We start from the raw sequence: 25366 nt of genomic DNA on the forward strand, positions 1-25366 counted from the left end.
TCCATCTCTTATGGAAGTAGTGGCGGACCCTGGCATAGGCATCTGCTGGCGATGCTTCAGTTTGGCAAGAATGCTAGCCGGGTTAAACCCGATAACAAAAGGGAAACTGCATCAGACCACTTCCTGAAAAACTGAGCTAGAAAAGCAGCTTGATCAATAGACATTGCTTAATGTCGTCTCTTGAAAATACCAAGCTTGGATCACGTCTGGGATGACAAGGTTGCTGCGGAAGTGGGTGAAGACTCAATCGCAGTGATCTCAGATGGGGATGTCGACGACTGTGTCGACTGCGGGCGATAAGACTGCCATGTCGAGCTAATGGAGCACCTAGTTGGAGACTTTAGCCAAGAGCTTCTAATCATCAATCCTTGTACGACTGAATTCATCATCAAGGAGTGCAGTAATTTTGTTTGTAAGCATCGACACCCTTCCCGAGAGTTAATACGGTGAGACAAAAACATCCCAAAGGGAATCTTCGGATGTAGTACCTCCGGGGCATATGGCTGTTGACGACTGATGAAGCTACCAAGTCATTAATCACCTCGGGCGGGAGTGGTGGGTGTGCAGACATTCGGCCTGCTGCTGCTGGTTCGAACCGTCACAGTGTGCTTTGCTCTAAAATTTATCTTTAAGCAGCCCCCGGATTATTTTTAATTCTGGTGGAATAGGTGACGGCTGAAGCCGTGACTGATCCATGTTCCTAACTATCTTGCTTTCTTGTGGGGATTTGAGAGCTTGAATTGCTTCTACACCACCCAGGATGATCACTACCCATAAACCACTTGAAAGGGAAATACATCCCAAAAAAGGTATACCCCATCCGCCTATACTCGACATCTGCAGTTAACTTTTGATCAAATCCTATGGAAATCAATCGCTTCTTGCATGAATTCTCCGAAAGATTTGCCTGAGAGTTGGCTTAGAGCAAGCCTAAGCTTCTACACTTAGGTCAAAAAAACATGCACTGAATAATGCAAGAGGCTTGCCAATGCTCATTGCACTGGAAACTCCGGCAATATTACTGACAAAGCAGATTTAACAAAGGCCGCATGAAAGCAGAATTCTCAAAGAAGAGAAGTAATTTCACCCCTTAAATCCATAAAGCATACCTGATCTGATGCAGGTGTTAGTGAGTGATCTGAAGTGGCTTCGGTTGATCTCGATCTCATGTCAACCCGACTCGACCATCTGCATAGCCACTATCCATACAGTCAAGACCTGTGTTGTGGCTTGTTAATACTCCAAAGAGGTCATATCTAATCAATACAAATATCTTCTTACCGGATGTTGCTTTAGTCCAGCCCATTTTTCTTGCTCTTTCTTACATCGTCAGTCTATATCACAAAATCTCTCGGCCTAATGCCTCGTAGCTGCTCTCGCTCGGCTATCTGGCTGACTTGCAACTCCAGTGTTCTGACGTTTTTTCAATCCTTGGAGCCATCAGCTTTAGATGAGATAAACCTCTCAATTCCCACTTCATCAGACATCAAGAGTGATCACTCCGTTCCGGAATCTTTTATCTCATTTTATTCGACTTATGGGGGTACTCTACGTATCCAAAACCCATACTTTTTGTCTGGCGGCGAGTCAGTGCATTGCCTTAGATGATGAGCCGCATAAAGTCATGTTGGATCACGGTTGTAATACTTTTAGCGGTCTAGCCATGGTGCGACTTTGATGTCAGGCTTCTTCCAAGTGTCGTCCCATCAAAAGGGATTTCAGTAGTCAGCCTGCAATTCGATCAGCGGAACATCGAGCTCACGGAGCTCTCTTCATGGATGCGCCAGATCGCTTCCCCCAGCATGTTGGCCACGGAGAGCACCTTCAGCTGAGGGAAGACCCGGTCCTGCGGGATCGGGATGCTGTTGGTCACCACCACCTGCTCAAACAGGCCCTCAACGGACAGACGTTCGCTGGCGGGGGGAGAGAAGACGGCGTGGGTGGCGCAGGCCAGCACCCGCTTGGCTCCTTGCTCCCTCAGCAAGCGTGCACCTGCGCAGATCGTGCCGCCGGTGTCGATCATGTCGTCGATCAGGATCGCTGTCCGCCCCGCCACATCACCAATCACCGTGAGGCTTTCGGCCATGTTGTGGCCGGTGCGGCGCTTGTCGATAATCGCCAGCGGGGCATCGTTCATCTGCTTCGCGAAAGCCCGGGCCCGGGCTACGCCCCCCACATCCGGAGACACCACCACCACATCTCCCAGATCCTGGGTGGAGAGGTAGTCCACCAGCACGGGAGAGCCGTAGATGTGATCGCAGGGAATATCGAAATAGCCCTGAATCTGGGCGGAGTGCAGGTCCATTGCCAGCACGCGGTCAACGCCCGACGTCACCAACAGGTTGGCCGTGAGCTTGGCGGTGATCGATTCACGACCAGCGGTCTTGCGATCGGCACGGGCGTAGCCGTAGTAAGGCACCACAGCGGTGATCTGCCGTGCAGAAGCCCGTCTGCAGGCATCCACCATGATCAGCAGCTCCATCAGGTGATCGTTCACCGGTGCGCAGGTGGGCTGGATCAGGAACACATCGCAGCCCCGGATCGACTCCTGGATCTGCACGTAGAGCTCACCGTCAGCAAAACGCTTGCAGACGCGAGGACCATCGGGCACCCCGAGATAGGCGGAAATCTCCTTGGCCAGAGCAGGGTTCGAGGTGCCGCTGAACAGGCGCAAACGGCGACTGTCCGGGGTCATCTGCTCCTGTTCGGCACGGGCTGCTGTCAGGAAACTTGTCACGGCGCCCGCGGAACGAATTCTGCTGTAATCCGATGGTAGAGGTGAGCAGTGCCCCCATGTCCACAGGTTTCCCGCTGTTGGTGGGTGCGGGCCCCCTGCCTGAACTCAAAATGCGCCAGGCCTGTGAAGCCCTGGCACGGGCTTGCCGATGCCCTCTCACCACGGTGGCCAGTGGTGCATCACCGGCTGAGGTTCTCCAGACCAATCCGGCGGCAACAGGGCTTGTGAGGCTCAGCGGCGACGCAGCCCGGCCGACCCTGAAGGGTGATGCCAGCTGGCTGCAGGCCCTCGCCGACTGGCGTCAGCCGGTGCTGCTGCTGACCACTGCTGAACAGGACGGTTCAATCTCTGGCGCAGCCGCCGCCTATGCCGCCCTGTGCCGGGAACTGCAGGTGCCGCTGCTCGGACTGGTGCAGCTCCAGGGCCCCTGGAACGGCCCAGCGCGACGCCGGGACGGCCTCAGCTGGCTGGGCTGGATTCCCGATGAACAGCATCCGGAACAGAGCGAGTGCGTCGACGCCCTCGCCCGGAGGCTGCAACTCCGCAGCCCCGCTTAACGCTGGGGCCAGAGGGGAAGGCTGGCGCCGCCGTCGATCTGGCGCAAGGTCTGCTCACCAGCCCGCTCGGCCAGGGGCAGCCGGCTGATCCGTGCGGGTTCGGGGCTGGCGATGATCGCCGCGGCCAGGCTCAGCTGCTCCGAACGACTGAGGTTGGTCTCCAGCTCAGTGTTCAGTTGGTTCACCAAACCAGGGATCACTTCGATTCCACTGGGGGCCTTGACCTGTTCGATCAGACCCTCAACAAGGAGGTTTTGGCGTTGGCGACGCTGGGGGACAGCCTTGGGATCGGGCAGATGGCGCACCAGCTGTTCCGCCTGGGCACCGTTAAGACGCTGTCGTCCGGCCTGGAGCATGACGGTGTAATCCTGCGTCTTGTCCTGGCGTTCGTAGGAGTCGCTCAACACCACCTCCACCTCGCCCAGACCATCCACCAGGCGGCGTAGGGCCGCACGGGGCATCACCACATACCGCTTGGGATCACCCTGCTGAAGACCAACAATGTCGCGGATGGCATCGCCAAGAAGACTGACGCCACCCCGTTGCCACAACTGAGCCAAGCGTCCCGGATTCTCTTCGCCAGGGAGCTGAACAGCGAGCTCCGTGGGGATCTGGAGAACCTGAAGCGGCTCCTGGGCGGCAATGCGAAGCAACAGCAGTGCATCGGCATTGGGGGGGCCCTTGGGCGCGGCCTGATTGGAGGCGGCACCCAGCCGATCCGCATCAACACCGATCACCAACACCGTCACCGGGACCTCCGGGAAGGGGGCCAGAGTTTCAGGTTGATCCGCACTCAGCGGAGCGCCCGCGGCAACGCGATCGGGTTTTGGCCAGAGGGTCGCCATCAACCACCCGGTCACACCAATCCCCAGCACAGCAGCACCGACACACAGCGCACCGCGAACTCGGGATGGCGACAACCAGTTCATTTCGCTGGACGAACCGCAATGGCGCTTAGTTTCGCCCAGATCTCCAGTTCCTAGCCTGGGCCCCGTGAAGCCGTCATCGATGTCCCTCCGCCACGACTACCGCAGCCGACCACCCGAACAGGTGCGCGTGGTGGTGTTCGGAGCCACGGGCTACATCGGCCGCTTTGTGGTGAAGGAACTGGTGGACCGGGGCTACCAGGTGATCGCCTTCGCCCGCGAGCGCAGCGGCATCGGTGGTCGTCAGAGCAGGGACGAGGTGATCGCCGATTTCCCGGGAGCTGAGGTGCGCTTTGGGGATGTCACCGATCCAGCCTCAATCGCCGCCGAGGCCTTCGATCAACCCACGAATGTGGTGGTGAGTTGCCTGGCATCCCGCACCGGCGGCCGCAAGGATTCCTGGGCGATTGACCACGCAGCCACCCTCAACACGTATGCGCAGGGACGGGCGGCCGGGGTGGCCCACTACGTGCTGCTCTCGGCCATCTGTGTGCAGAAGCCGCTGCTGGAATTTCAGAAGGCGAAGCTGGCCTTCGAAGCCGTGTTGCAGGCGGATGAAGAGATGAGCCACTCCATCGTTCGCCCCACCGCCTTTTTCAAAAGCCTGGGCGGACAGGTGGAAAGCTGCCGCAAGGGCGGCCCCTACGTGATGTTCGGAGGCGGAACCCTGGCCAGCTGCAAGCCGATCAGCGAAGCAGATCTAGCCCGCTTCATGGCGGATTGCATCCATGACGCGTCCAAACGCAACCAGGTACTGCCCATTGGGGGGCCGGGTCCGGCGCTGAGCGCCCGGGAGCAGGGAGAGATGCTCTTCCGCGCTCTGAACAAACCCGAACGGATGCTGTCGGTGCCGATTGCCCTGATGGATGCACCGATCGCCGTGCTGGACGCCCTGGCTCGAGTGTTCCCAGGCATCAACGACACAGCGGAATTTGGTCGGATCGGCCGCTACTACGCCAGCGAATCCATGCTCGTCTGGGACGAGCAGAGGCAGTGCTACGACGCGGATGCCACGCCCTCCTATGGAACCGACACGCTGGAGCAGTTTTTTGAGCGCGTGGCCCGGGAGGGCATGGCCGGGCAAGACCTGGGGGATGCCGCACTGTTCTGAAGCAGCCATCCTTGGGAGACGAAGAGGCCCCCATGGATCAGTCCACTGTTGACCTGACCAAGGCTGAACCTGGGCGCAGCACTGGGGTGCTGCTGCATCCCACCGCCCTGCCGGGCAGTCCCGTCTGCGGCAGCTTTGGAGAGCCTTGTCGCCGTTGGCTTCAGCTGCTGGCCGACCATGACATCGGCGTCTGGCAGATTCTGCCGCTGGCTCCGCCGGATCCCACCGGCTCGCCCTACAGCTCTCCCTCCTGCAATGCGCTGAACCCCTGGTTCCTGGACGGCCAGGACCTGGCCAATGAGGGATTCATCAGCGATGACGCCCTCAGGGCTGCTCCCGGAGCTGATGCACCGCTGGAGGGAGCGGAGCGTGTGGACTTCAGCCTCGCCAGGCAACGGTCCGCTGCCCTCGGCGATGCCCTGCTTGATGCCTGGCCTGAGCAGGATCCAGTGCGACATGCCGACTTCAAGCGCTGGACGCACCAGCAGCACTCCTGGCTGGATGACCACGCCCGTTTTCGCGTCCTGCACGATCAAAACCACAAACCCTGGTGGGAGTGGCCGCTCCCCCTGGCCCGGCATGACAACAAGGCCCTGCGGGCCTGGGCTGAGCAACACCACGGCGCGCTGCTGCGGGAACAACTGACCCAGTGGCATCTCGATCGCCAGTGGCAGGCGATCCGCCGCCAAGCGGCAGAGCTGGGCATCCAGCTGTTTGGAGACCTGCCCTTCTATGTGAGCAGTGACAGCGCAGATGTCTGGAGCAACCTTTCGCTCTTCACCGTCAAGGAGAACGGCCAGCTCACCACCCAGAGCGGCGTGCCGCCCGATTACTTCTCGGAAACCGGACAGCTGTGGGGCTCACCGGTGTACCGCTGGGGACAGCATCGGATCACGCGGTTCCGATGGTGGCGGCGAAGAATTGCGCGGCAGAGAGAGTTTGTGGATCTGCTGCGCCTGGATCACTTCCGTGCCCTTGCGGCCTTCTGGGCCGTCCCCGGTTCCGACAGCACCGCGGAGAACGGTCAATGGCAGCCCTCTCCAGGCCATGCCCTGCTGCGCAAGCTGCGCAGAGATGCCGGTGGTGCTCTTCCCTTGATTGCCGAGGATCTCGGCGTGATCACACCTGATGTGGAGGAGCTCCGGGATGCCTTCCGGTTGCCTGGCATGAAAGTGCTGCAGTTCGCGTTCGATGGCGAGCGCGACAACCCTTATCTGCCGGAAAACACCAATGGGCATCGATGGGTCGTCTACACCGGCACCCACGACAACCCCACAACCCTGGGCTGGTGGAACGCTTTGGATGCCGACAGCCGGGACCGCATCGCGACGCGGGTGAATGGTGAGATCACAGCTCCAGCCTGGCATCTGCTCGACATGGCCTTTGCCACGACCGCAGGCCTGGTGATCGCCCCACTGCAGGACCTGATGCACCTGGACGACCGGGCCAGGTTCAACACTCCCGGCACCAGCGAAGGCAACTGGAGCTGGAGGCTTCAAAGCTTTGATGCCGCGCTGGCGAATGCACTGAGCGGCTATGGAAGCAGGGGAGCCGTCTGGGGACGGTCGCTTGCGGGAGCAGTCAGTTTGTTGACCCGATAAACCCCCGGCCGTTCTTGATCCACAGTCAGAGGCTCTCCGTTCCAAAGCACCTGATCCTCTGCACCAGCAGGGGGATCCAGAAGGACCTCAATCGGGGCCTGCAACTGCAGGGTCAACCTGCCGGCACTGGCCATGAATTGAACCCGGTCTCCCCCACCGCTGGAGAGCTTGAGCGCTCTCGGCTCAGCCACCACAACCTCAAGCACCCCCTGAGACTGCGACATGGCGTCCCGCACCAGCTCAAACCACTGCTGAGGCTTGCGTTGCTGGACCTGTTCCAGGGGACGCAGGGCGGCGATGCCTTCGTCTGAACCCGCCAGGTTCGGACCACGGCTGATCGCCTCAACATCGGCGCGCACGGGCTCAAGGCTGAGGCTGTTGCGCAGGGCCAGATCCTGTTGTTGGCGGTTGATGGCCAGCAGGCTGAAGGCGATCACCGCCGCATAAACGACCGTTCCCTGCCAGGTGGTGAACACATCGATGTTGCCCAGGGTGAAGCGACCCAGTCCCGCTTTGGCGGGTCCACGGCGGAACACCGGCGAAGGGAGCAGGGGCTCGAGGCAGCCACCGGGAAGGGCCAGACGACGCTCGATCTGCGGAAGCATCGAGGCGAGATAGGCCCGCTCGGGCAGGCGATCTCGCCAGCCCCGCTCCAGAGCTTCGATCACAGGGGTAGTGATGCGGGTCTCGTTGGCGAGATCACGAAGCGAGAGGCCCAGTTCCTCACGACGCCGCCGCAGCATCAGCCCCAGATCCTGGCGCTGTTGCTCCTGGGCCTCCACCGTGCCGGCATCAGGGCTGGAACCCTTGCGGGGACGTCGCCACCAGAGTCCTGGACGCTTCAGTCGCATGGGCTGTTGGGCAGATCCATCGAACCAGCCCGCTCGAGCAGGGGCTTCCATTCTCCCTCGCTCAACCAGATCCAGCACCCCTCGGCCAGATCACCGAGCGGCAACCCGGCAATCGCCGTGCGCTGCAGGTCAAGAACCGGATGGCCAAGAGCTTCCGCCATCCGACGGATCTGTCGGTTGCGCCCTTCCCGAAGCTCTATCTCCAGAAGCGAGCGGTCACCCCAAGTCCGCAACCGGCGCACCCGAGCGGGGCGGGTCAAGCGCCCATCCAGGGGCACACCCCGACGCCAGCGATCGAGGACTGGCTCCGGTGGCACACCCTGCACCCACACCCGGTAGGTCTTGGCGTGGCTGTAACGCGGGTGGGTGAGTTTCAAGGTGAGTTCGCCCAGATCGGTGAGCAGAAGGGCACCATGGCTGTCGGCGTCCAGGCGGCCAACGGGGTGAAGACCAGCCCGATGCTTCGGAGGCAGCAGGTCAAGCACCGTGCGGCGACCCTGCGGGTCATCACAGCTGCAGATCACGCCCATCGGCTTGTTCATCAGCAGGACCCGTGCCACTCCACGGGACGGCAACGGCTGACCATCCACATGAATCCTCTGCTGCTGCGGATCGGCCTGGTCGCCAACGCGGGCGACCTGACCATCCACCGTCACGCGGCCGGCCTGCAACCATTCTTCAGCCCGGCGCCTGGAGCAGAGGCCGGCAGCAGCGATCAGTTTCTGCAGGCGCTGCCGCGTCATCCCAGGGGCTCCCGGGGCAGGAGCAGATCCATGCAGGCTCCCCCGGCAGGATGGTTGCGGGCGTCGATGCGGCCGCCATGGTTGACAGCGATCTGCTGCACGATGGCAAGTCCCAGGCCACTGCCGCTGCGATTGGAGCGGGTGCGGGAGGGATCCCCCCGATAGAAGCGTTGGAACATGCGCGTGAGATCGGCCTCACTCAAGCCAGGGCCATGGTCACGAATGCTGAGCAACCACCAGCCGCCGCTCTGGCGGACGGACACGTTGATGCTGCTCTCATCAGGGGAGTAGCGCAGGGCATTGTCGAGCAGGTTGAGCACCGCACGGTGCAAACGGCGCTGATCACCACGTAGGGGGCCGGATTCGCTGCGGTCCAGCTGCAGCGTCACCCGCCGTTCCTCCGCAATCGGGCCAATCGATCCCCAGGCGCTGTCCACCAGCTCTTCCAGGGTTAGGGGCACATGCTCGCTGTCGTCCTGAGGCAGGCTGTTCTCCAACCGCGACAGCTCCAACAGGTCCTCCACCAGCAGCTGAAGACGCCGGAGTTCCTTCTGCAGCCGTTGCACCAGAGCCGCGTCGTCCTCCTTGACGGCCAGCTCCAGCCGATCGCTCACCAGCATCAGGGCGGTGAGGGGGGTCTTGAGCTCATGGGCCACATCACTCACCCAGCGTTCCTGTTGCTGTTGCTGGGCTTCGAGGGACTGACGGCTCTGGATCAGCACCAGCCAGCATTCGTCGCTGCCCGGCAGAACAACGGCCTCGAGCGGAGTCCCCTGTTGATCCCATTCACAACGCTGGGAACGCAGCTGATAGCGGCTGCTGAAAATCAACTCCTCCAAGGCAGGAATGTCGAGGACATCCCGGAGCTTCATGCCACGAACCAGGCGGTTGGAAGGGATATGAAGAAGGCGTTCAGCCCGGTCGTTGATGTAGGCGATGGAGTGATCCGGGGCCAGGATCATCCAGCCCTGGGTGGCCGCATCAATCCAGGCCAGCAGCTGGGGAGCGTTCAAGACGATGGAGCGCTCCCTGGGCGTTCGTTTGGACGCCAGAACACGGCGTCGACGCTGCAGCAGAAGCGTGATCCCGATGCCAGCTGCAAAGCCGAGTGCGGCAGAAATCACCACAGCTCCCTCAGCCGAAGCGATACCCGAAGCCGCGAACCGTCCGGATCAACTGAGGCGATGAGGGCTCCTTCTCCACCTTTTCCCGCAGCCAGCGGATGTGAACGTCCACGGTTTTGGTGTCGCCGATGAAGTCGACACCCCAGATTTTCTCCAGCAGCTGGTCGCGGCTCCAGACGCGCTTGGGGTTCTGAATGAACAGCTCGAGGATCTTGTACTCCTTGGGAGAGAGGGTGAGGTCCATGCCATCCCGGGTGACCCTGCATTCACTGGGAAAGAGGCAAAGGTTGGCGTGAGTGAAGGAATGCGGTTGGGAAGGCGACGTCTCCGATTGACTGGACCGCCTCAGCAAAGCCCTGCAGCGGGCCACCAGCTCCCGCAGGCCAAAGGGTTTGACCAGGTAATCGTCGGCGCCCACCTCCAGCCCCAGCACCCGATCGGTCTCACTGTCGCGGGCGCTGATCACCAGGATCGGTGTGGTGTTGTTGAGGCGACGGAGCTCTCGGCAAAGGTCAAGCCCCCCCAAACCCGGAAGCATCAAATCGAGCACGATCAAATCCACTGGATCTGAACTGCCGGGTGTGATCAGAGTGAGGGCTGAGGCGCCATCTGCACAGGTGTGTACCTCAAAACCTTCAGCGCGCAGGGCCTCTCCAACTGTTTCGCGAATGCTGTCGTCGTCCTCCACGACGAGAAGTCGACGGGTGGAAACAGACGCAGACAGGGTTGTCACGTCCAAATGGCAGGGACAGACCCATTCTGCCCGGAAGCGCATCCCGACAGAGCAGAACAACGGCTTCGCTTAAAGGCTCAGAAGAATTCGTCGAAGTTGTCGAAATCAACCGCTTTGAACTTTCCCGCTTCCACCTGCTGCATCAGGCGCTCGAGCTGAGAAAACAAGGCTCCACCGGTCAGCAGCGAGAGCAGCAGGGCCACCAGCAGGGCAGCGCCTGAGGCAAACCCGAAGATCTGAAGGCAGCAGCCAATGAACAACGTCACCCCGATGAGGGTGCCGGCGTAGCTGAGGTTGATCTCCGCAGTCCCCAACGGCAGCAAGGGGAGCCGGTCCTGTTTCCAGCCATCCAGCTTGTTCTGCACCTGACGGCCAAAGGTGAGGCCGCAGAGCACACCCATCAGCAGCCCGATGCCCGCCATCAGGTAGGGGGGCTGGGGCAGGGTCATCATCTGGAGCAGCTGCTCAAGCTCCTGGGCGCTGATCTCCTCAGGCATCGACGCCGATCTCAAAGAGCTGAGACCTTAGCGGTGGGTTCGACAATCTCGCTGGAGTTTTGATCTCCGGATCAGGCTGCCGCCAATGGATTGAGACGCTGCAACAGCCCTCCGGCCAGACGCCCCGGGCCGAAGGTGCGTCCGAGCAGGCCGACCAGGGCACGCACGTCGTCGGTGTGCAAACGATCGTCACGGATCAGCGTCATCAGCAGACGCTTGCGCAGGTCAGCACCATCTCGGCTGAGCAGCAGCCGCAGGCCGGCTCCGGCCACAGGGATCAGTTCCTTGCCAGGAGCGGGAGCATCCTGACCCACCACATCCAGCAAACTCTCCAGCCGATCCAGGCGCAGGCGGCCTGATTCATCAAAGATCACCTCCAGCAGCTTCTCACGCATCTCGCTGGTGTCTCCCGCCAACAGTCGACGGGCCACGTAGGGATAGGCCACAGCAATGATCCGGAAGTTCGGATCCAGCCGCAAGGCAAGCCCTTCCTGACTGACGACGGCCCGGATGATCAGGGCGAAGCGCGCCGGCACCCGGAAGGGGTAATCGAACATCAATTCGGAAAAGCGATCGGTGATCGCCTTGAAGTTGAACGATCCAACCGAGTCGCCAAGGCTGCCACCGAGCACCTCTTCCAGAGCAGGAATGATCGGCGTGAGATCGGCCGTGGGGCTGAGAAAACCCAGGGATTGGAAGTCCTTGGCCAACCCAGAGAAATCACGGTTGATCAGATGCACCACAGCACCGGTGAGGGTGAGCCGATCGCTGTCGCTGATGGAATCCATCATTCCGAAGTCGACATACCCCACATGGCCGAGATCGCCGGTGCGACCCGGCAAGGCGAAGAGGTTGCCGGGGTGAGGGTCGGCATGGAAGTAACCGAACTCCAGCAGTTGCTGAAGGCCGCAGATCACGCCCGTGCGGATCAACGCCGTTGGGTCAAGACGCTGGGAACGCAGCTCTTCGCTGTCGCGCATCTTGGCGCCGTCGATCCAGGTGGTGGTCAACACCCGGGTGGAGCTGAGCATTCGCTCCACCTTCGGGATGTAGACCGCACCGTTCTCCGCAAAAAGCGCCGAAAAACGCTCGGCATTGGCCGCTTCCAGGCCGTAATCAATCTCCTCAAACAGACTGCGGCCGAACTCATCAATGATTCCGCCGAGTCCGAAACCCAGGTTGAGCGGTAGCAGCGGCGCCGTCATCACCCCCAAAGCCCGGATCAACACCAGATCCCGCCGCAGGATGAAGGTGAGATTGGGGCGCTGCACTTTGACTGCAACCCAGTGCTGGCTCTGCAGACGAGCCTTGTAGACCTGGCCAAGGCTGGCAGCGGCGATCGGCGTATCGGGGAACTCCTCAAACAACTCGGCCGCCGGAGCGCCAAGTTCCTCACGGATGCATGCCAGAGCGGTGGCATGGGGGAAGGCCGGCAGATCGTCCTGCAGGCGCGTCAGTTCCTCCAGCCAGTCCCGACGCACCAGATCCGGACGGGTGGAGAGGGCCTGTCCCAGCTTGATGAAGCAGGGCCCCAGACCCGTCAGGGTGTTGAGAATGCGACGCGCCAGCCCCTGCTGAACGGCGGGGTCACTGCTGCCTCCACGCAGGAGCAGCACCAGCACCAGCCCCGCCAAGGACCACAGCACATGGATCAGCCGCGGGATGGCGACCCAGGGACGCAGCAGTAGCCAGCCGAGATCCCGCCCGGGGTCGTAACGCATCGCATCGCGCTGAATAGAGAGGGAGACTTTAAGAAGATCAGGCGGATTTGATGGCGCTTCTGCCCCAGCTCACCCGTCGCCTCGGTCAGCCCCTGTTTCTGCCGGCCCATGGACGGGGGGCTGCCCTTCCGGATGGACTGCGTCAATTACTGCGACGCCGCGCTGGCATCTGGGACCTACCGGAACTCCCGGCCCTTGGCGGTCCGCTGGAGGCGGACGGCGCCATCGCCGACAGCCAACGTTCCGCCGCAGCACAGATGGGAGTGGCGCGCTGCTGGTACGGGGTGAACGGGGCCACGGGGTTGCTGCAGGCCGCACTGCTGGCCATGGCCCGGCCCGGAGAGCGGGTGCTGCTGCCCCGCAACGTCCATCGCAGCCTGATTCAGGCCTGCATTCTTGGGGACCTGCGGCCAGTGCTGTTCGATCTCCCCTTTCAAAGCGACCGAGGCCAGCCGGCACCGGCGGATTCGGCCTGGATCGAGCGGGTTCTGGAGGCCCTACCCCGCGATGGAGCACCGATCCGTGCCGCGGTTCTGGTGCATCCCACCTACCAGGGCTATGCCAATGACCCGACGGCGGTGATTCAGCAGCTGCAGCAACAGGGCTGTTGCGTGCTGGTGGATGAAGCCCACGGCTGTCATTTCGCCACTGGGGTGGATCACCCCCTTCCCCCCAGCGCCCTGCACTGCGGCGCTGATCTTGTGGTGCATTCCCTGCAGAAATCTGCTGCAGCACTGGCGCAAACGGCGGTGCTCTGGCTGCAGGGGGAGCGTCTGGATCCCGTGCGGGTGGAACGCAGCCTGGGCCTGCTTCAGACCACCAGCCCCAGTGCGCTGCTACTGGCCTCCTGCGAAGAAGCCCTTCAACACTGGCGGCGGCGCAAGGGACGCCGGCAATTGCTGCGGCGTCTGCAGGAGGCTGCAGCCCTCGCCGAGGATCTGCGCAACAGCGGCGTGCCGCTGCTGAACAACCAAGATCCGCTGCGCCTGATCCTGCACACGGGCCAAGCGGGAATCACCGGCCTGGATGCCGACGATTGGTTTCTGCCCCGCGGGTTGGTGGGCGAATTACCAGAACCAGCCAGCCTCACCTTCTGCCTGGGGTTGGCACGCCACCGAGGGCTGGGTCGGCAGATGAGGCATCACTGGCAGAGCCTGCTGCGGAGCTTCCCCGATCGCGCTCCCTTGCCAGCCTTCGAAGCCCCACCGCTGCCGCTGGTCACCACCACAGCGCAACCACCAAGCCGGGCGTGGACAGCGGCGCATCACCAGGAGGCGTTGAAGGACGCGGAGGGATGCATCGCGGCTGAGCTGCTGTGCCCTTACCCACCGGGCATCCCCCTGCTGATTCCCGGCGAACGGCTGGATCGCCAGCGACAGTGCTGGCTCGAGCGCCAGCAGCTGTTCTGGGGAGACCAGATGCCGGACAGGCTGTCTGTGGTGAGCGGGGGATGAAATTCAGACCCAATGCCGCTTCAATCCATGCATTCGGCTGCGGTGGATGAAACCTCTGACCTTGCTGCTGATGGCGCTGTTTCTGGGCCCCTCCGTTGGGGCCAGCCCCAGTGGCGAGGAATTTCTGGTCGAAGACATCACGGAGATCAGAGAGGCCATCACCATCCAGGACGTCAGGACGGTCGTCCCTGTCAGGCCTCTACCGGCCCCACCGAGGCAGATCGCAACCCCCAAGCCCACCCCCAGCAAACTGATCGAGGTGGTGCAGGGCGCTGCAAGCTGGTACGGGCCAGGGTTCTACGGCCGCACCACGGCCAATGGTGAGCGCTTCAGCAAGGGCACGCTGACGGCAGCCCATCGAACCCTGCCCTTCGGCACCAAGGTGCGCGTCACCAATCTGAGCAATGGCCGCAGCGTTGTGGTGCGGATCAATGACCGCGGACCGTTCAAGTACCAACGGGTGATCGATCTGGCCCATGGCGCTGCCTCACAACTTCAGATGATGCAAGCGGGGGAGGTACCGGTGAGGCTTGAGATCCTTGCCAAGGGCGATTGATAGTGTGACCACAGGACTCCTCCAATCAGCGTGATCCGTGAGGTTGTCCTCGATCAGAGCCAAGCGCCAGCGGCCCGAGCAGCGCTGCGCAAGCGATTGATCAGTGGCCTTGGTGTGGGCGGCTTTGGCCTGCTGGTGGTGAGCTTGGGCGGGTGGTGGTTCACCGCCGCGCTGGGGGGAATGGTGCACCTCGGCCTGCTCGAGTTCTTCCGGATGGCGAAATTCAAGGGAATTCGCCCCGCCACAAAAACCACCTTGGTGGCTTGCCAACTGCTGCTGTTCACCACCCAGTGGGCGATTCAGGGCGGGCTACCGGCTGATGTGGCCCATGCCGTTCTGCCGCTCTCCGGAGCCGCCATCTGCGGTTGGCTGCTGCTGCAACCGGTGACGGGTTCCATCGCCGACATTGCGGCATCGATCTTCGGGTTGTTCTACCTCGGGTTTCTGCCCAGCCACTGGCTGAGTTTGCGCGGATTGGACAACGGTCTGGAGATCACGCTGTCGGCCTGCCTGATGATCGTCGCCACCGACATCGGCTCCTGGGCCGTGGGACGGCGTTACGGGCGACGGCCCCTCTCACCGATCTCCCCCGGGAAAACCATCGAAGGGGCGATCGGTGGATTCATGTCGTCCATGCTGGTTGGCCTGGTCTGCGGTCAGCTGATGGGCTGGGCCCTGCATGGCCTGCCAGGCCTGCTGCTGGGGGCACTGATCGCTCTATTCGCCCTGGTGGGAGACCTGACCGAATCGATGATGAAACGCGATGCAGGCGTGAAGGATTCCGGTGATGTTCTGCCCGGCCATGGCGGGATCCTGGACCGGATCGACAGTTATCTGTTCACCCCAGCGGTGGTCTTCTACGCAATCGCTCTCTGCCAGCCGCTGTTGGCGCCGTAACCAGCGCTAAGGGGTGACGCTGGCCTGACCTTTGAGGGCCAACTGACCACTCGCCAGCTGCACCTGCTCGATCCGAATGGCGGGATCCATCGGAAGCAAGGTGCACGGTTGATCAGCGGTCTCGGGCCGGAAGCACAGAGTTCCCTGCTCGGCATTGAGGCGGAAACGACGGCGAGCGGGGTCCTGATGGGCAGCGACGGGAACCTGCAACTCGAGCAGATCCGAATCAATGCGAAGAGCCCCTAATGGGCTGAGGCCCATCAGCTGCTCAGCCATCCAATCCCCAAGCCAACGCCAGGGTTCAGCCAGCAAAGCACTGTTGAGCTGACGGCCGTTGAAGCGCACCTCTCCCTCCACCTGGAACGGCTGCTGCAGGGCCAGCATCTGACCGGGACTCAGCAGCTTCATGTCCACCGCAATCGGACCGCTGCACAACTCCACGCTCTGCAAGGGCAGGCCCTGGAAACAGGCATCCCTCGCCTTGAGGGTCACCCCATCCAGACGCCCTCGCAACAACGACCAGGTGGAACCGTTCAGGGCCAGTTCGAGGCTGCCGAGGCTGTCGCACTGGCTGCGAATCCAGAGGCGCAGGGCCCCTGCCAGCACGTTGAGAACGGGATCAGCCATGGGTCAACAGGTCATGACAACGCTCAGCCACCTTGCGGGGCTGATCGATATGGGGGAGGTGGCCGCAGGAGGGGAAGGTCTCCACGGGCTGATCGAGCAAGGCCTGAAGCGCCTGTTTCTGCGGAGCACGCAGAATCCGATCGTTATCACCCCAGATCACGTGCAGTGACTGGGGGGGCAGGGGATCGCCAGAGCCAGCGAAACCACCGCTTCGGGCGAAGGCTGCCAAGGCCTCAGCCCAGCCGGGGCATTGCAGGTGCAACGAGGCGATTTGCTCTTCCGGAGCTCCCACATCCGCATCGGGATCGGCGAAAGCCTGGCGACACAGCCCCCGACGCACGCCGGGACGACCCAGGAACCAGGCACCAACACGATCCAGAAGGGGCGGCACAGGCATCGGACGCCCCGTGAGACCAGCTGGAGCCAGCAGCAGCAGAGAAGCCACACGCTCGGGATGACGTCGGGCCAATTCCACGGCCACGGCCCCTCCCATTGAGGCCCCGATCAGACCCACCGGAGCCTCGGTGGGAAGCCGCTTCAGCAGGGCATCGAGATGCCGCAAAACAGGTTCCGGTCCGTAGTTGAGGCCCAAGGGACGGGGCGAGAAACCAAAACCGAACAGATCGGGGATGAACAGCTGAAACCGATCGTCCAGGAGGGGAGCCAGGCGCCGGTATTCGAGAAAACTGCTGTCGAAACCATGCAGCAGCAACAACGGAGAGCCTTGGCCAAGAACCGCCACCGGGAAGGGATCATCAACACCCAGGCCAGGCAAATTCCACCACTGCACCTGAGCAGCGAGGGACTCGGCCTGCGGGTCAAGCAGAGCCGGGCGCAATTGATCCAGGAGCGTCTTCAAAGGCTGCTGGGGCTGAGTTCCGCAGCACCCACAAGGGCCTCCAGCAAAGCACCAGGCGTCACAGCGAAGGGCAAATGATGCAGATCGGAACCCTCTCGGCAGGCGAAGCGACACACCTCCTGCAACTGACTGAGGCTGGCCTGTGCCAGACCCAGATCATCAAGACTGACGGGCAAGCCGAGCTGCCGCAGCAGCGGCAACAGCTGTCGGTGCGCCTGGCCTGCAAGCCGATTGCCGCCCAGGCGTTCCTCCAGGCGGAGCTGCACAAGGATTCCGAAACCCACCTTCTCGCCATGGAGAACGTGGTGGCAAGCCTCAAGCTGGGTGAGGCCGTTGTGAACGGCATGGGCCGCAACGGTGCGGCAACGAGCACCACCGAGTCCCCCCATCACCCCGGCGGTAAGGGCACAGGCTTCAGCGGTGCGCACCCAGGCGGCACTGTCTGGGTCCTGCAGCGCCGCTGGGCTGTCGATCAGCAATTGATCCCGCAGCACCCGCGCCATCTGCACGGCCTGCTGCACCAGACCATCGCTGCTGTCGCCGCTGCTCACTGAGGCTTCGTACCACTTGGCCAGGGCATCAGCGACACCACTGGCCAAGGTGCGCGGTGGCGCCTGACGCACCAGGCCATGGTCGAAGACAAGAAGATCTGGGCAACGATCGAGGGCAACATCCCCTTCGAAAGCACCCTGAGGGGAATAGATGTTGGAGAGTGCCGTCCAACCAGCACAGGTGGAGGCACTCAGCGGAACGGTGATGCAGGGAAGAGAGAGGCGGTGGGCCAGCAGCTTGCCGGCGTCCAGCACTTTTCCACCGCCGGCGGCCAGAACGGCGTCACAGCCCTTGGCTTCGGCAGCCAATCTCTGCAGATCCTGCTCACAGCAATCGAACTGGAGCTGAGCCTGAAGAGGATTGAGCCCCTGGGCCTGGAGATCCAAGACCAAAAGCTGACGCTGATCCGCAGTGCAAGCACTGCGACCGAGGACCAACGGACGTGAACAGAGGGATTTGATCTGAGGCAAGGCCTCATCCCAGGCTCCATCCCCCCGCAAGACGTTGGCGGGGGCAATGGAATGGGACGAGATGGATCGAACCATCAGACGCTGGCACCAGCGAGTTGCGGTGCCGTGTCCACCTGACCTTTGTGGCGGACCACCACCTTCTTGTTCTCGTCGACATCAACTTCGGCGTGGTCGCCGTCCTTGATCCGACCCGACAGCACCTCTTCGGCGAGGGAATCCTCGAGAAGACGCATGACGGCCCGACGCAAAGGACGTGCGCCATAGGCAGGGTTGTAGCCCTCCTCCACCAGGCGCTCTTTGAACGCATCGGACACGGTCAGGGTGATGCCCTTCTCGCCCATGCGGCCAAAGACCTCCTTGAGCATGATCTCGGCGATCTCCTTGACCTCGTCGCGGCTGAGCTGACGGAAGACGATGATCTCGTCGAGACGGTTGAGGAACTCAGGGCGGAAGTACTGCTTGAGCTCCTCATTCACCAGGGAACGGATCCGGGTGTACTGAGACTCCTCAGCGCTTTCACCGGAGAATTCGAAGCCGAGGCCGCCGCCTCCCTTCTCGATCACCTTCGAACCGATGTTCGAGGTCATGATGATCAGGGTGTTCTTGAAGTCGACCGTGCGGCCCTTGGAATCGGTCAGGCGACCGTCTTCCAGAAGCTGCAGCAGCAGGTTGAACACGTCGGGGTGCGCCTTCTCGATTTCATCGAAGAGCACCACGGTGTAAGGCCGGCGACGCACCGCCTCGGTGAGCTGACCGCCCTCGTTGAAGCCCACGTAGCCCGGAGGCGAACCGATCAGCTTGCTGACCGTGTGGCGCTCCATGAATTCCGACATGTCGAGGCGGATCATCGACTCTTCGCTACCGAAGAAGTAGGTGGCCAGAGCTTTGGTGAGCTCGGTTTTACCCACACCGGTGGGGCCGGAGAAGATGAAGCTGGCGATCGGGCGGTTTGGGTTCTTCAAGCCAACCCGGGCCCTGCGGATGGCCTTGGACACCGCCTTGACGGCTTCGTCCTGGCCAATCAGCCGCTTGTGGAGGGTTTCCTCCATGTTGAGCAGCTTGACCGACTCGCTCTCGGTGAGCTTCTGCACCGGAACACCGGTCCAGGAGGCGACGATCTGAGCGATGTCCTCCTCGTTCACCATCGGTGAGCTGTCTGAAGCAGCCGCCTCAGTGGAAGTCGTTTCCCCGGATTCAGCAGTGGTATCAGCCTTGGCCTCGTCCTTGTTGGCCTGCAGCAGAGAACGGATCTGCTCCCGCAGTTCAACTTCCTTCTCGCGCAGTTCACCGGCCTTGGTGAAGTCCTGATCGCGGACGGCATCCTCCTTGTCCTTCTGGACGGAACGCAGTTCCTTGTCCACCTCCTTGGCCGCGGGGGGCAGCTTCGAGTTGAGCAAGCGCACCCGGGAGCCGGCTTCATCGATCAAATCGATGGCCTTGTCGGGCAGGAAGCGATCCGAGATGTAGCGATCGCCGAGGGTTGCAGCCGCCACAAGGGCGTCGTCGGTGATTTTGAGGCGGTGATGCTGCTCGTAACGCTCGCGCAGGCCGCGCAGGATTTCGATGGTGTCGTCGATGGACGGCTCACCCACATTCACCGGCTGGAAGCGCCGCTCCAGGGCAGCGTCCCGTTCGATGTGCTTGCGGTACTCATCCAGGGTGGTGGCACCGATGCACTGGAGCTCACCGCGGGCGAGGGCCGGCTTGAGGATGTTGGCGGCGTCGATCGCTCCTTCAGCAGCGCCGGCACCGATCAGGGTATGAACCTCGTCGATCACGAGGATGACGTTTCCGGCGGCCTTGATCTCCTCCATGATCTTCTTGAGGCGCTCTTCAAACTCACCCCGGTACTTGGTGCCAGCCACCAACAGACCGATATCGAGGGTGAGGACGCGCTTGTCTTCGAGGATGTCGGGGATGTCGCCCTGCTGAATGCGCTGAGCCAGGCCTTCAGCTATGGCGGTCTTACCGACACCAGGTTCACCGATCAACACAGGGTTGTTCTTGGTGCGGCGGCCCAGGATCTGGATGACGCGATCGATTTCGTTGTGACGACCAACCACCGGGTCGAGCTTCGCTTCGGTGGCGAGCTGAGTGAGGTTGTTGCCGAACTCGTCGAGGGTGGGGGTTTTGGTGGATCCCTTGGCACCGCCGCCACCGCCACCGGCGGAGACTTCAGCGGTTTCACCCAGCATGCGAATCACCTGGGTGCGCACCTTGGCGAGATCGACACCAAGATTCTCCAGCACCCGGGCGGCAACACCTTCGCCCTCACGGATCAGACCGAGCAGCAGGTGCTCGGTGCAGATGTAGTTGTGACCGAGCTGACGAGCCTCTTCAAGAGACAACTCCAGCACGCGTTTGGCGCGGGGAGTGAAGGGGATCTCAACAGCGACGAAGCCGGATCCACGGCCGATGATCTTCTCAACTTCAACCCGGGCATCTTTGAGGTTGACCCCCATCGACTTGAGGACCTTGGCGGCAACCCCCGTTCCCTCGCCGATCAGGCCGAGGAGGATTTGCTCAGTACCAACGAAGTTGTGACCAAGTCTGCGGGCCTCTTCTTGGGCCAGCATGATCACCTTGATGGCCTTCTCGGTGAAGCGTTCAAACATCGCTGGGCCAATGCAGTGATGTCACCAAGCTATCAGGGTTGTGGGACCGCTGTGAGTGTTCGGTTTGTTCGGTCACTTTCCAGTCTGAGACTGGCCTGAAGCGCACAAAAAATAACAATGAATCCAACAAGATTCACCGCTTTTTTTGTCTCCCAGGGACGGGAAACCGAACAACTTCAAACCGCCGACGTGGGAATCGGGGCTGGTGGGATGCGACACCACTGAATGAGGGCATCGCGACCATCGGAGTAGTACCCGGAACGGGTGCCTGCGGTGCGGAAACCGGCTTTGGCGTAAAGCGCCAGAGCGGCAACGTTGTCGCTGGCCACCTCGAGAGTGGCGTGCACGGCACCGTGCTGTCGTGCCCGTTGCAACAGTGCTTGCAAAAGCAAACCTGCATGGCCGCTGCGACGCCTGTCGGGATCCACAGCCACCGCTGTGATGTGCAGCTCATCAGCCACCAGCCAGCCGCAAGCCACCCCCATCAGGGCGTCGGGCCGCACAAGACCGATGCAGAGGCGCCGGGGGTCGTCCAGCTCCCGCCGCCACTGCTCTTCGGTCCAGAAGCCGTTAAGCGCCCGTTGATCCAGTGCCAGACAGGCTTGCTGCCAGGACGGGTCAAGACGCAGGATCTGCGCAGTCGGTCCGCCCCCTACAGGGTCGATTCCTAGATTGCCCTTCGACGCCGCCACTCCGTGACCCAAACCATCACCAGTCAACGGCCCTTCGAGGCCAACCGGGATGCGGAGAGCCCTAATCGCAACCTGACCCCGATCACCACAGAACTCGACGGCACCGACCGTCTTGTGGTTGGAGGGTGTCGTCTCAGCGATCTGGCCGAGCGTTACGGCACACCTTTGTATGTGCTGGATGAAGCCACCGTTCGGGCCACCTGCAGCGCCTACCGCGAGGCCCTGAACAAGCATTACGCCGGGCCGTCCCTGCCGATCTACGCCTCCAAAGCCAACAGCTCCCTGGTGATGAGCAGCCTGGCGGCCTCCGAGGGGCTGGGGCTGGATGCCGTGTCCGCCGGTGAATTGCTGACGGCCCTGCGGGGGGGGATGCCCGGGGATCGCATGGTGCTGCACGGCAACAACAAATCCGACGAAGAGCTGCTGCTCGCCTACGCCAACAAGGTGACGATCGTGGTGGACAACCAGCACGACCTCGACCGCCTGGCTGAACTGGTTCCTGCGGGATCGGAACCGGCTCGCCTGATGCTGCGCTTCACCCCCGGCATCGAATGTCACACGCACGAATACATCCGCACCGGTCACCTGGACAGCAAGTTCGGCTTCGATCCCGAGCAGGTGGAACCCGTGCTGCGCAGCCTGGTGGGACAACCCTGGGCCCAGCTCACCGGGCTGCATGCCCACATCGGATCCCAGATTTTTGAACTCGAGCCCCACCGGGATCTGGCGGCGGTGATGGCCGACAAGCTGAAGCTGGCCCGTGACCTGGGGCATCCCGTAACCGACCTCAACGTGGGCGGTGGCCTGGGCATCCGCTATGTGGAGTCGGACGACCCCCCGAGCATTGAGCAGTGGATCAAGGTGGTGGCCGAGGCTGTCACCAGCGCATGCCAGGAGAGGGGCCTCGAGCTGCCGCGTTTGATGTGCGAACCGGGTCGCTCCCTGGTGGCGACCGCTGGCGTGACCCTGTATTCGGTGGGCTCACGCAAAACAATCCCGAACGTGCGCACGTACGTGGCCATCGACGGCGGTATGAGCGACAACCCTCGCCCGATCACCTACCAGTCGCTCTACACCTGCTGCCTGGCCGATCGCCCCCTGGCCAAGCCAGACGAAAGCGTGAACCTGGTGGGCAAGCACTGCGAATCCGGCGATGTGCTGCTGAAAGACCTGCTCCTGCCCACCACCGAGAGCGGTGACATCGTCGCCGTGTTCGCCACCGGTGCCTACAACGCCTCGATGAGTTCGAACTACAACCGGATCCCGAGGCCCGCCGCCGTTCTGGTGCACGACGGGTCAGCCGAACTGGTGCAGAAGCGGGAGCAGCCGGATGACCTGCTGCGCTACGACGTTTTGCCAGAACGATTCAACGCGTTACGTTGAATGCAGTGGTGAGAAAGGCGGAGTGAACGTGTTGGCGGTGGTGGATCCGCGCCTGGTGCTCGACGTTCTCTTTGCCTCTTCCATCGGCTTTCTGCTTTTTTCTCGCGTTAACGAGCAGCGCACCCTCTGGCTGCTTCGTGGCTGGTTGTTTCTGGTTGCGATGGCCTGGTTCGTCCAGCGCTTCGCCAACCTGCCCCTCACCACAAAGCTGGTGGACGCGCTGGTCATGGCCTGTTCGCTGTCCCTGGCCATCCTTTGGCAAGGGGAGCTGCGTCGCTTGATGGAGTTGCTGGGCACCGGTCGTTTGGCCGTGTTGCTGGGCAATCCCCAGAAGGAGTTCAGCGCTTCGGCGGGCACCGTCAACCAGATCACCGAGGCCGCAGGCCGGCTGTCGCAGCTGCGACGTGGGGCCTTGATCGTGGTGGACCTGGGAAGCGACCTCAGGCCTGAGGACTTTCTCAATCCCGGCATTCCCATTGGTGCCGTGCTGAGTCGTGAGCTGATGCTCAACCTGTTCGCCGCTGACACCCCCCTCCACGACGGTGCGGTGCTGGTGCGGGGCAATCGAATCGAGTCGGCGGGGGTGATTCTTCCTCTGTCGAGGCACAGCGTGAGCCGTTTTGGCACCCGTCATCTGGCGGCCCTCGGCATCACCGAACGCTTCGATCGCTGCATCTGCATCGTGGTGTCGGAAGAAACCGGAACTCTGTCGCTGGCGAACCAGGGCAAGCTGGAACGACCGATCACCAGTTCTCGCCTCCAGGAACTGCTCAAGGAGCTGTTCAGTACGGCCGAATCGATGCCGCCGGCACGACGTACGGTGGGTAGCGCTCCGTCTGAATCGCTGTCTTGAGCCGCCCTCCGGCCACCAGCACTGACACGGCCGATCGTTCGCTTCTGCCTGCGGACCTCGACCCAGGTCGGCTCCCGCAGCACGTGGCACTGATCATGGATGGCAACGGTCGCTGGGCGAAATCCCGGGGTTTGCCGCGCGTGATGGGGCATCGTGCCGGCGTTGAATCGCTGAAGTCCACCCTGCGGCTGTGCAGCGACTGGGGCATCCAAGCCCTCACGGCCTATGCCTTCTCCACGGAGAACTGGTCGCGCCCGGGGGAGGAGGTGAATTTCCTGATGACCCTGTTCGAACGGGTGTTGCAGGCCGAACTGCAGGCCCTGGAGGCCGAACAGGTGCGGATCCGCTTTCTCGGCGATTTGAAAGCCCTGCCCCAGAAACTGCAGGAGCTGATTGCCGATGCCACGGCCCGCACGGCGGGCAACAACGGCATTCACTTCAACGTGTGCACCAACTACGGCGGACGACGGGAGCTGGTGCAGGCCGCTCAACGGCTGGCCCAACGCGCTGCTGCGGGAGAGCTGGACCCCGACAGCATCGACGAGAACAGCATCGCCGCCGAACTGTTCACAGCTGGCGAACAGGATCCCGATCTGTTGATCCGCACCAGCGGGGAACATCGCATCAGCAATTTCCTGCTCTGGCAGCTGGCCTATGCCGAAATTCACGTCACCGATGTGCTCTGGCCTGACTTCAATGCCGATGCCTTGAAAGCCGCCCTGCTCGATTTCCAATGTCGCCACCGCCGCTTCGGCGGTCTTGATCCGATCCGCCCATGACCCTCAGCATCCGCCACGACTGGACCACCGAAGAGATCCAGACCCTGCTGGAACTTCCTTTGATGGAGCTGCTCTGGCAGGCCCAAACCGTGCATCGGGAAGCCAACCCGGGCTACCGGGTGCAGCTGGCCTCACTGCTGAGCGTGAAAACGGGGGGCTGCGAAGAAGACTGTGCCTACTGCTCCCAATCGATCCATAACAGCAGTGACGTGACGGCCTTTGAGGCCCAGATGCAGGTGGAGCCGGTGCTTCAGCGGGCCAGGGCCGCCAAGGAGGCCGGTGCGGACCGCTTCTGCATGGGCTGGGCCTGGCGCGAGATCCGAGATGGCGCTCCGTTTGAGGCGATGCTCGAGATGGTGCGCGGGGTGCGTGGCATGGGGATGGAGGCCTGCGTCACCGCGGGGATGCTCACGGACCAGCAGGCGGAACGGTTGGCCGAGGCCGGCCTCACCGCTTACAACCACAACCTCGACACCAGCCCCGAGCACTACGACCGGATCATCTCCACCCGCACATATCAGGAACGATTGGAAACCCTGGAACGGGTGCGCAAGGCCGGCATCACCCTTTGCTGCGGAGGCATCATCGGCATGGGTGAAACTCTGCGGGACCGCGCCTCCATGCTGCAGGTGCTGGCCAGCATGAACCCCCATCCCGAAAGCGTTCCTGTGAACGGGCTGGTGGCGGTGGAAGGCACCCCTCTGGAAGATCAGGCTCCCTTTGAACCGCTTGAGCTGGTGCGGATGGTCGCGACCGCGAGGATCCTGATGCCCCACGCCCGGGTGCGGTTGAGCGCCGGCCGCGAATCAATGAGCCGGGAAGCGCAGATCCTCTGCCTGCAGGCGGGGGCCGATTCGATCTTCTATGGCGATGTTCTGCTCACCACCGGCAACCCGGATGTGGAGGCTGACCGCCAACTGCTCGCCGATGCGGGGGTGACCGCCAATTGGCAGGAGGAGACGGCGGCGCCGATCAGCTGTTCTCCCAGCTGATCAGCACAGGGCAAGTTTCAACAAATCGATTAAGAC

At 62.2% G+C, this 25366-nt stretch carries 23 protein-coding genes; 10 read left to right on the plus strand and 13 right to left on the minus strand.

Translation table 11 applies throughout. The features are described from left to right. Positions 1-1741 precede the first annotated feature (1741 nt). Positions 1742-2737, minus strand: a complete 996-nt coding sequence (locus SynA1562_RS07835; protein WP_186493414.1) for a ribose-phosphate pyrophosphokinase — start codon at positions 2735-2737, stop codon at positions 1742-1744. 56 nt (positions 2738-2793) lie between these two features. Between SynA1562_RS07835 and SynA1562_RS07840 the strand changes: the two genes are divergently transcribed. Continuing rightward, entirely contained in the window at positions 2794-3294 is a 501-nt protein-coding gene (locus tag SynA1562_RS07840; protein WP_186493415.1) for a hypothetical protein, read from the plus strand. On the opposite strand, the gene SynA1562_RS07845 is transcribed toward SynA1562_RS07840, so the two are convergent. Beyond that, a complete protein-coding gene (locus SynA1562_RS07845) occupies positions 3291-4223 on the minus strand; it encodes an LCP family protein (protein WP_186493416.1) in 933 nt (310 codons plus the stop codon). The two genes, SynA1562_RS07840 and SynA1562_RS07845, sit on opposite strands and share 4 nt — an antisense overlap. 79 nt (positions 4224-4302) lie before the next feature. On the opposite strand from SynA1562_RS07845, the gene SynA1562_RS07850 reads away from it, so the two are divergent. Both SynA1562_RS07850 and malQ read left to right on the plus strand, forming a co-directional pair. Beyond that, positions 4303-5331 (plus strand): NAD(P)-dependent oxidoreductase, encoded by a 1029-nt coding sequence (locus SynA1562_RS07850; protein ID WP_186493417.1) that lies wholly within the window; start codon positions 4303-4305, stop codon positions 5329-5331. A gap of 32 nt (positions 5332-5363) precedes the next feature. Further along, on the plus strand, positions 5364-6932 hold the full coding sequence (malQ, locus tag SynA1562_RS07855; protein ID WP_186493418.1) for a 4-alpha-glucanotransferase: 1569 nt from the start codon (positions 5364-5366) through the stop codon (positions 6930-6932). Here malQ and SynA1562_RS07860 read toward each other — a convergent pair. From SynA1562_RS07860 to SynA1562_RS07885, 6 genes are all read right to left on the minus strand, one after another. Beyond that, positions 6866-7834 (minus strand): RodZ family helix-turn-helix domain-containing protein, encoded by a 969-nt coding sequence (locus SynA1562_RS07860; RefSeq protein WP_255445599.1) that lies wholly within the window; start codon positions 7832-7834, stop codon positions 6866-6868. The two genes, malQ and SynA1562_RS07860, sit on opposite strands and share 67 nt — an antisense overlap. Beyond that, positions 7774-8526 carry a pseudouridine synthase gene (locus tag SynA1562_RS07865; protein ID WP_186493419.1) on the minus strand — a complete coding sequence of 251 codons (753 nt, stop codon included), beginning with the start codon at positions 8524-8526 and terminating at the stop codon, positions 7774-7776. The genes SynA1562_RS07860 and SynA1562_RS07865 overlap by 61 nt, the downstream gene beginning before the upstream one ends. Continuing rightward, positions 8523-9653 (minus strand): cell wall metabolism sensor histidine kinase WalK, encoded by a 1131-nt coding sequence (locus tag SynA1562_RS07870; RefSeq protein WP_186493420.1) that lies wholly within the window; start codon positions 9651-9653, stop codon positions 8523-8525. The genes SynA1562_RS07865 and SynA1562_RS07870 overlap by 4 nt, the downstream gene beginning before the upstream one ends. Positions 9654-9660: 7 nt before the next feature. Next, positions 9661-10425: a response regulator transcription factor gene (locus SynA1562_RS07875; protein WP_186493421.1), complete on the minus strand. Its 765-nt coding sequence runs from the start codon at positions 10423-10425 to the stop codon at positions 9661-9663. A gap of 35 nt (positions 10426-10460) precedes the next feature. Continuing rightward, entirely contained in the window at positions 10461-10880 is a 420-nt protein-coding gene (locus SynA1562_RS07880) for a hypothetical protein (protein WP_186493422.1), read from the minus strand. 71 nt (positions 10881-10951) lie between these two features. Continuing rightward, positions 10952-12601 (minus strand): AarF/ABC1/UbiB kinase family protein, encoded by a 1650-nt coding sequence (locus tag SynA1562_RS07885; protein ID WP_186493423.1) that lies wholly within the window; start codon positions 12599-12601, stop codon positions 10952-10954. A gap of 50 nt (positions 12602-12651) precedes the next feature. On the opposite strand from SynA1562_RS07885, the gene SynA1562_RS07890 reads away from it, so the two are divergent. Genes SynA1562_RS07890 through SynA1562_RS07900 form a run of 3 tightly spaced genes read left to right on the plus strand, consistent with a single transcriptional unit; the run spans position 12652 to position 15508 of the window. Further along, positions 12652-14055 carry a lysine decarboxylase gene (locus SynA1562_RS07890; protein ID WP_186493424.1) on the plus strand — a complete coding sequence of 468 codons (1404 nt, stop codon included), beginning with the start codon at positions 12652-12654 and terminating at the stop codon, positions 14053-14055. Positions 14056-14101: 46 nt separating this feature from the next. After that, positions 14102-14611: a septal ring lytic transglycosylase RlpA family protein gene (locus SynA1562_RS07895; RefSeq protein WP_186493425.1), complete on the plus strand. Its 510-nt coding sequence runs from the start codon at positions 14102-14104 to the stop codon at positions 14609-14611. A 30-nt stretch (positions 14612-14641) separates the two neighbouring features. Next, a complete protein-coding gene (locus SynA1562_RS07900) occupies positions 14642-15508 on the plus strand; it encodes a phosphatidate cytidylyltransferase (RefSeq protein ID WP_186493426.1) in 867 nt (288 codons plus the stop codon). A 6-nt stretch (positions 15509-15514) separates the two neighbouring features. Here the strand turns inward: SynA1562_RS07900 and SynA1562_RS07905 are convergent, their stop codons facing one another. The 5 genes from SynA1562_RS07905 to SynA1562_RS07925 form a co-directional block, all read right to left on the minus strand. Then, a complete protein-coding gene (locus SynA1562_RS07905; protein WP_186493427.1) occupies positions 15515-16135 on the minus strand; it encodes an LmeA family phospholipid-binding protein in 621 nt (206 codons plus the stop codon). Beyond that, positions 16128-16994: an alpha/beta fold hydrolase gene (locus tag SynA1562_RS07910; RefSeq protein WP_186493428.1), complete on the minus strand. Its 867-nt coding sequence runs from the start codon at positions 16992-16994 to the stop codon at positions 16128-16130. Before SynA1562_RS07910 ends, SynA1562_RS07905 begins: the two co-directional genes overlap by 8 nt. Continuing rightward, a complete protein-coding gene (locus SynA1562_RS07915; RefSeq protein ID WP_186493429.1) occupies positions 16991-18091 on the minus strand; it encodes an iron-containing alcohol dehydrogenase family protein in 1101 nt (366 codons plus the stop codon). The genes SynA1562_RS07910 and SynA1562_RS07915 overlap by 4 nt, the downstream gene beginning before the upstream one ends. Next, positions 18091-20631 carry an ATP-dependent Clp protease ATP-binding subunit gene (locus SynA1562_RS07920; protein WP_186493430.1) on the minus strand — a complete coding sequence of 847 codons (2541 nt, stop codon included), beginning with the start codon at positions 20629-20631 and terminating at the stop codon, positions 18091-18093. Before SynA1562_RS07920 ends, SynA1562_RS07915 begins: the two co-directional genes overlap by 1 nt. Positions 20632-20807: 176 nt before the next feature. Continuing rightward, on the minus strand, positions 20808-21323 hold the full coding sequence (locus tag SynA1562_RS07925) for a GNAT family N-acetyltransferase (protein ID WP_186493431.1): 516 nt from the start codon (positions 21321-21323) through the stop codon (positions 20808-20810). Positions 21324-21326: 3 nt separating this feature from the next. Between SynA1562_RS07925 and lysA the strand changes: the two genes are divergently transcribed. From lysA to bioB, 4 genes are read left to right on the plus strand one after another with little or no spacing between them, the layout of a single operon-like run. Further along, on the plus strand, positions 21327-22706 hold the full coding sequence (gene lysA / locus SynA1562_RS07930; protein WP_186493432.1) for a diaminopimelate decarboxylase: 1380 nt from the start codon (positions 21327-21329) through the stop codon (positions 22704-22706). Positions 22707-22728: 22 nt separating this feature from the next. Further along, entirely contained in the window at positions 22729-23559 is an 831-nt protein-coding gene (gene cdaA / locus SynA1562_RS07935) for a diadenylate cyclase CdaA (RefSeq protein ID WP_011364590.1), read from the plus strand. Then, a complete protein-coding gene (locus SynA1562_RS07940; RefSeq protein WP_186493433.1) occupies positions 23556-24338 on the plus strand; it encodes an isoprenyl transferase in 783 nt (260 codons plus the stop codon). The genes cdaA and SynA1562_RS07940 overlap by 4 nt, the downstream gene beginning before the upstream one ends. Continuing rightward, complete coding sequence (gene bioB / locus SynA1562_RS07945) at positions 24335-25330, plus strand: biotin synthase BioB (protein ID WP_186493434.1); 996 nt, start codon at positions 24335-24337, stop codon at positions 25328-25330. The genes SynA1562_RS07940 and bioB overlap by 4 nt, the downstream gene beginning before the upstream one ends. The last annotated feature ends 36 nt before the right edge of the window (positions 25331-25366 follow it).

This window comes from Synechococcus sp. A15-62 (assembly GCF_014280075.1).
GTDB lineage: Bacteria > Cyanobacteriota > Cyanobacteriia > PCC-6307 > Cyanobiaceae > Parasynechococcus.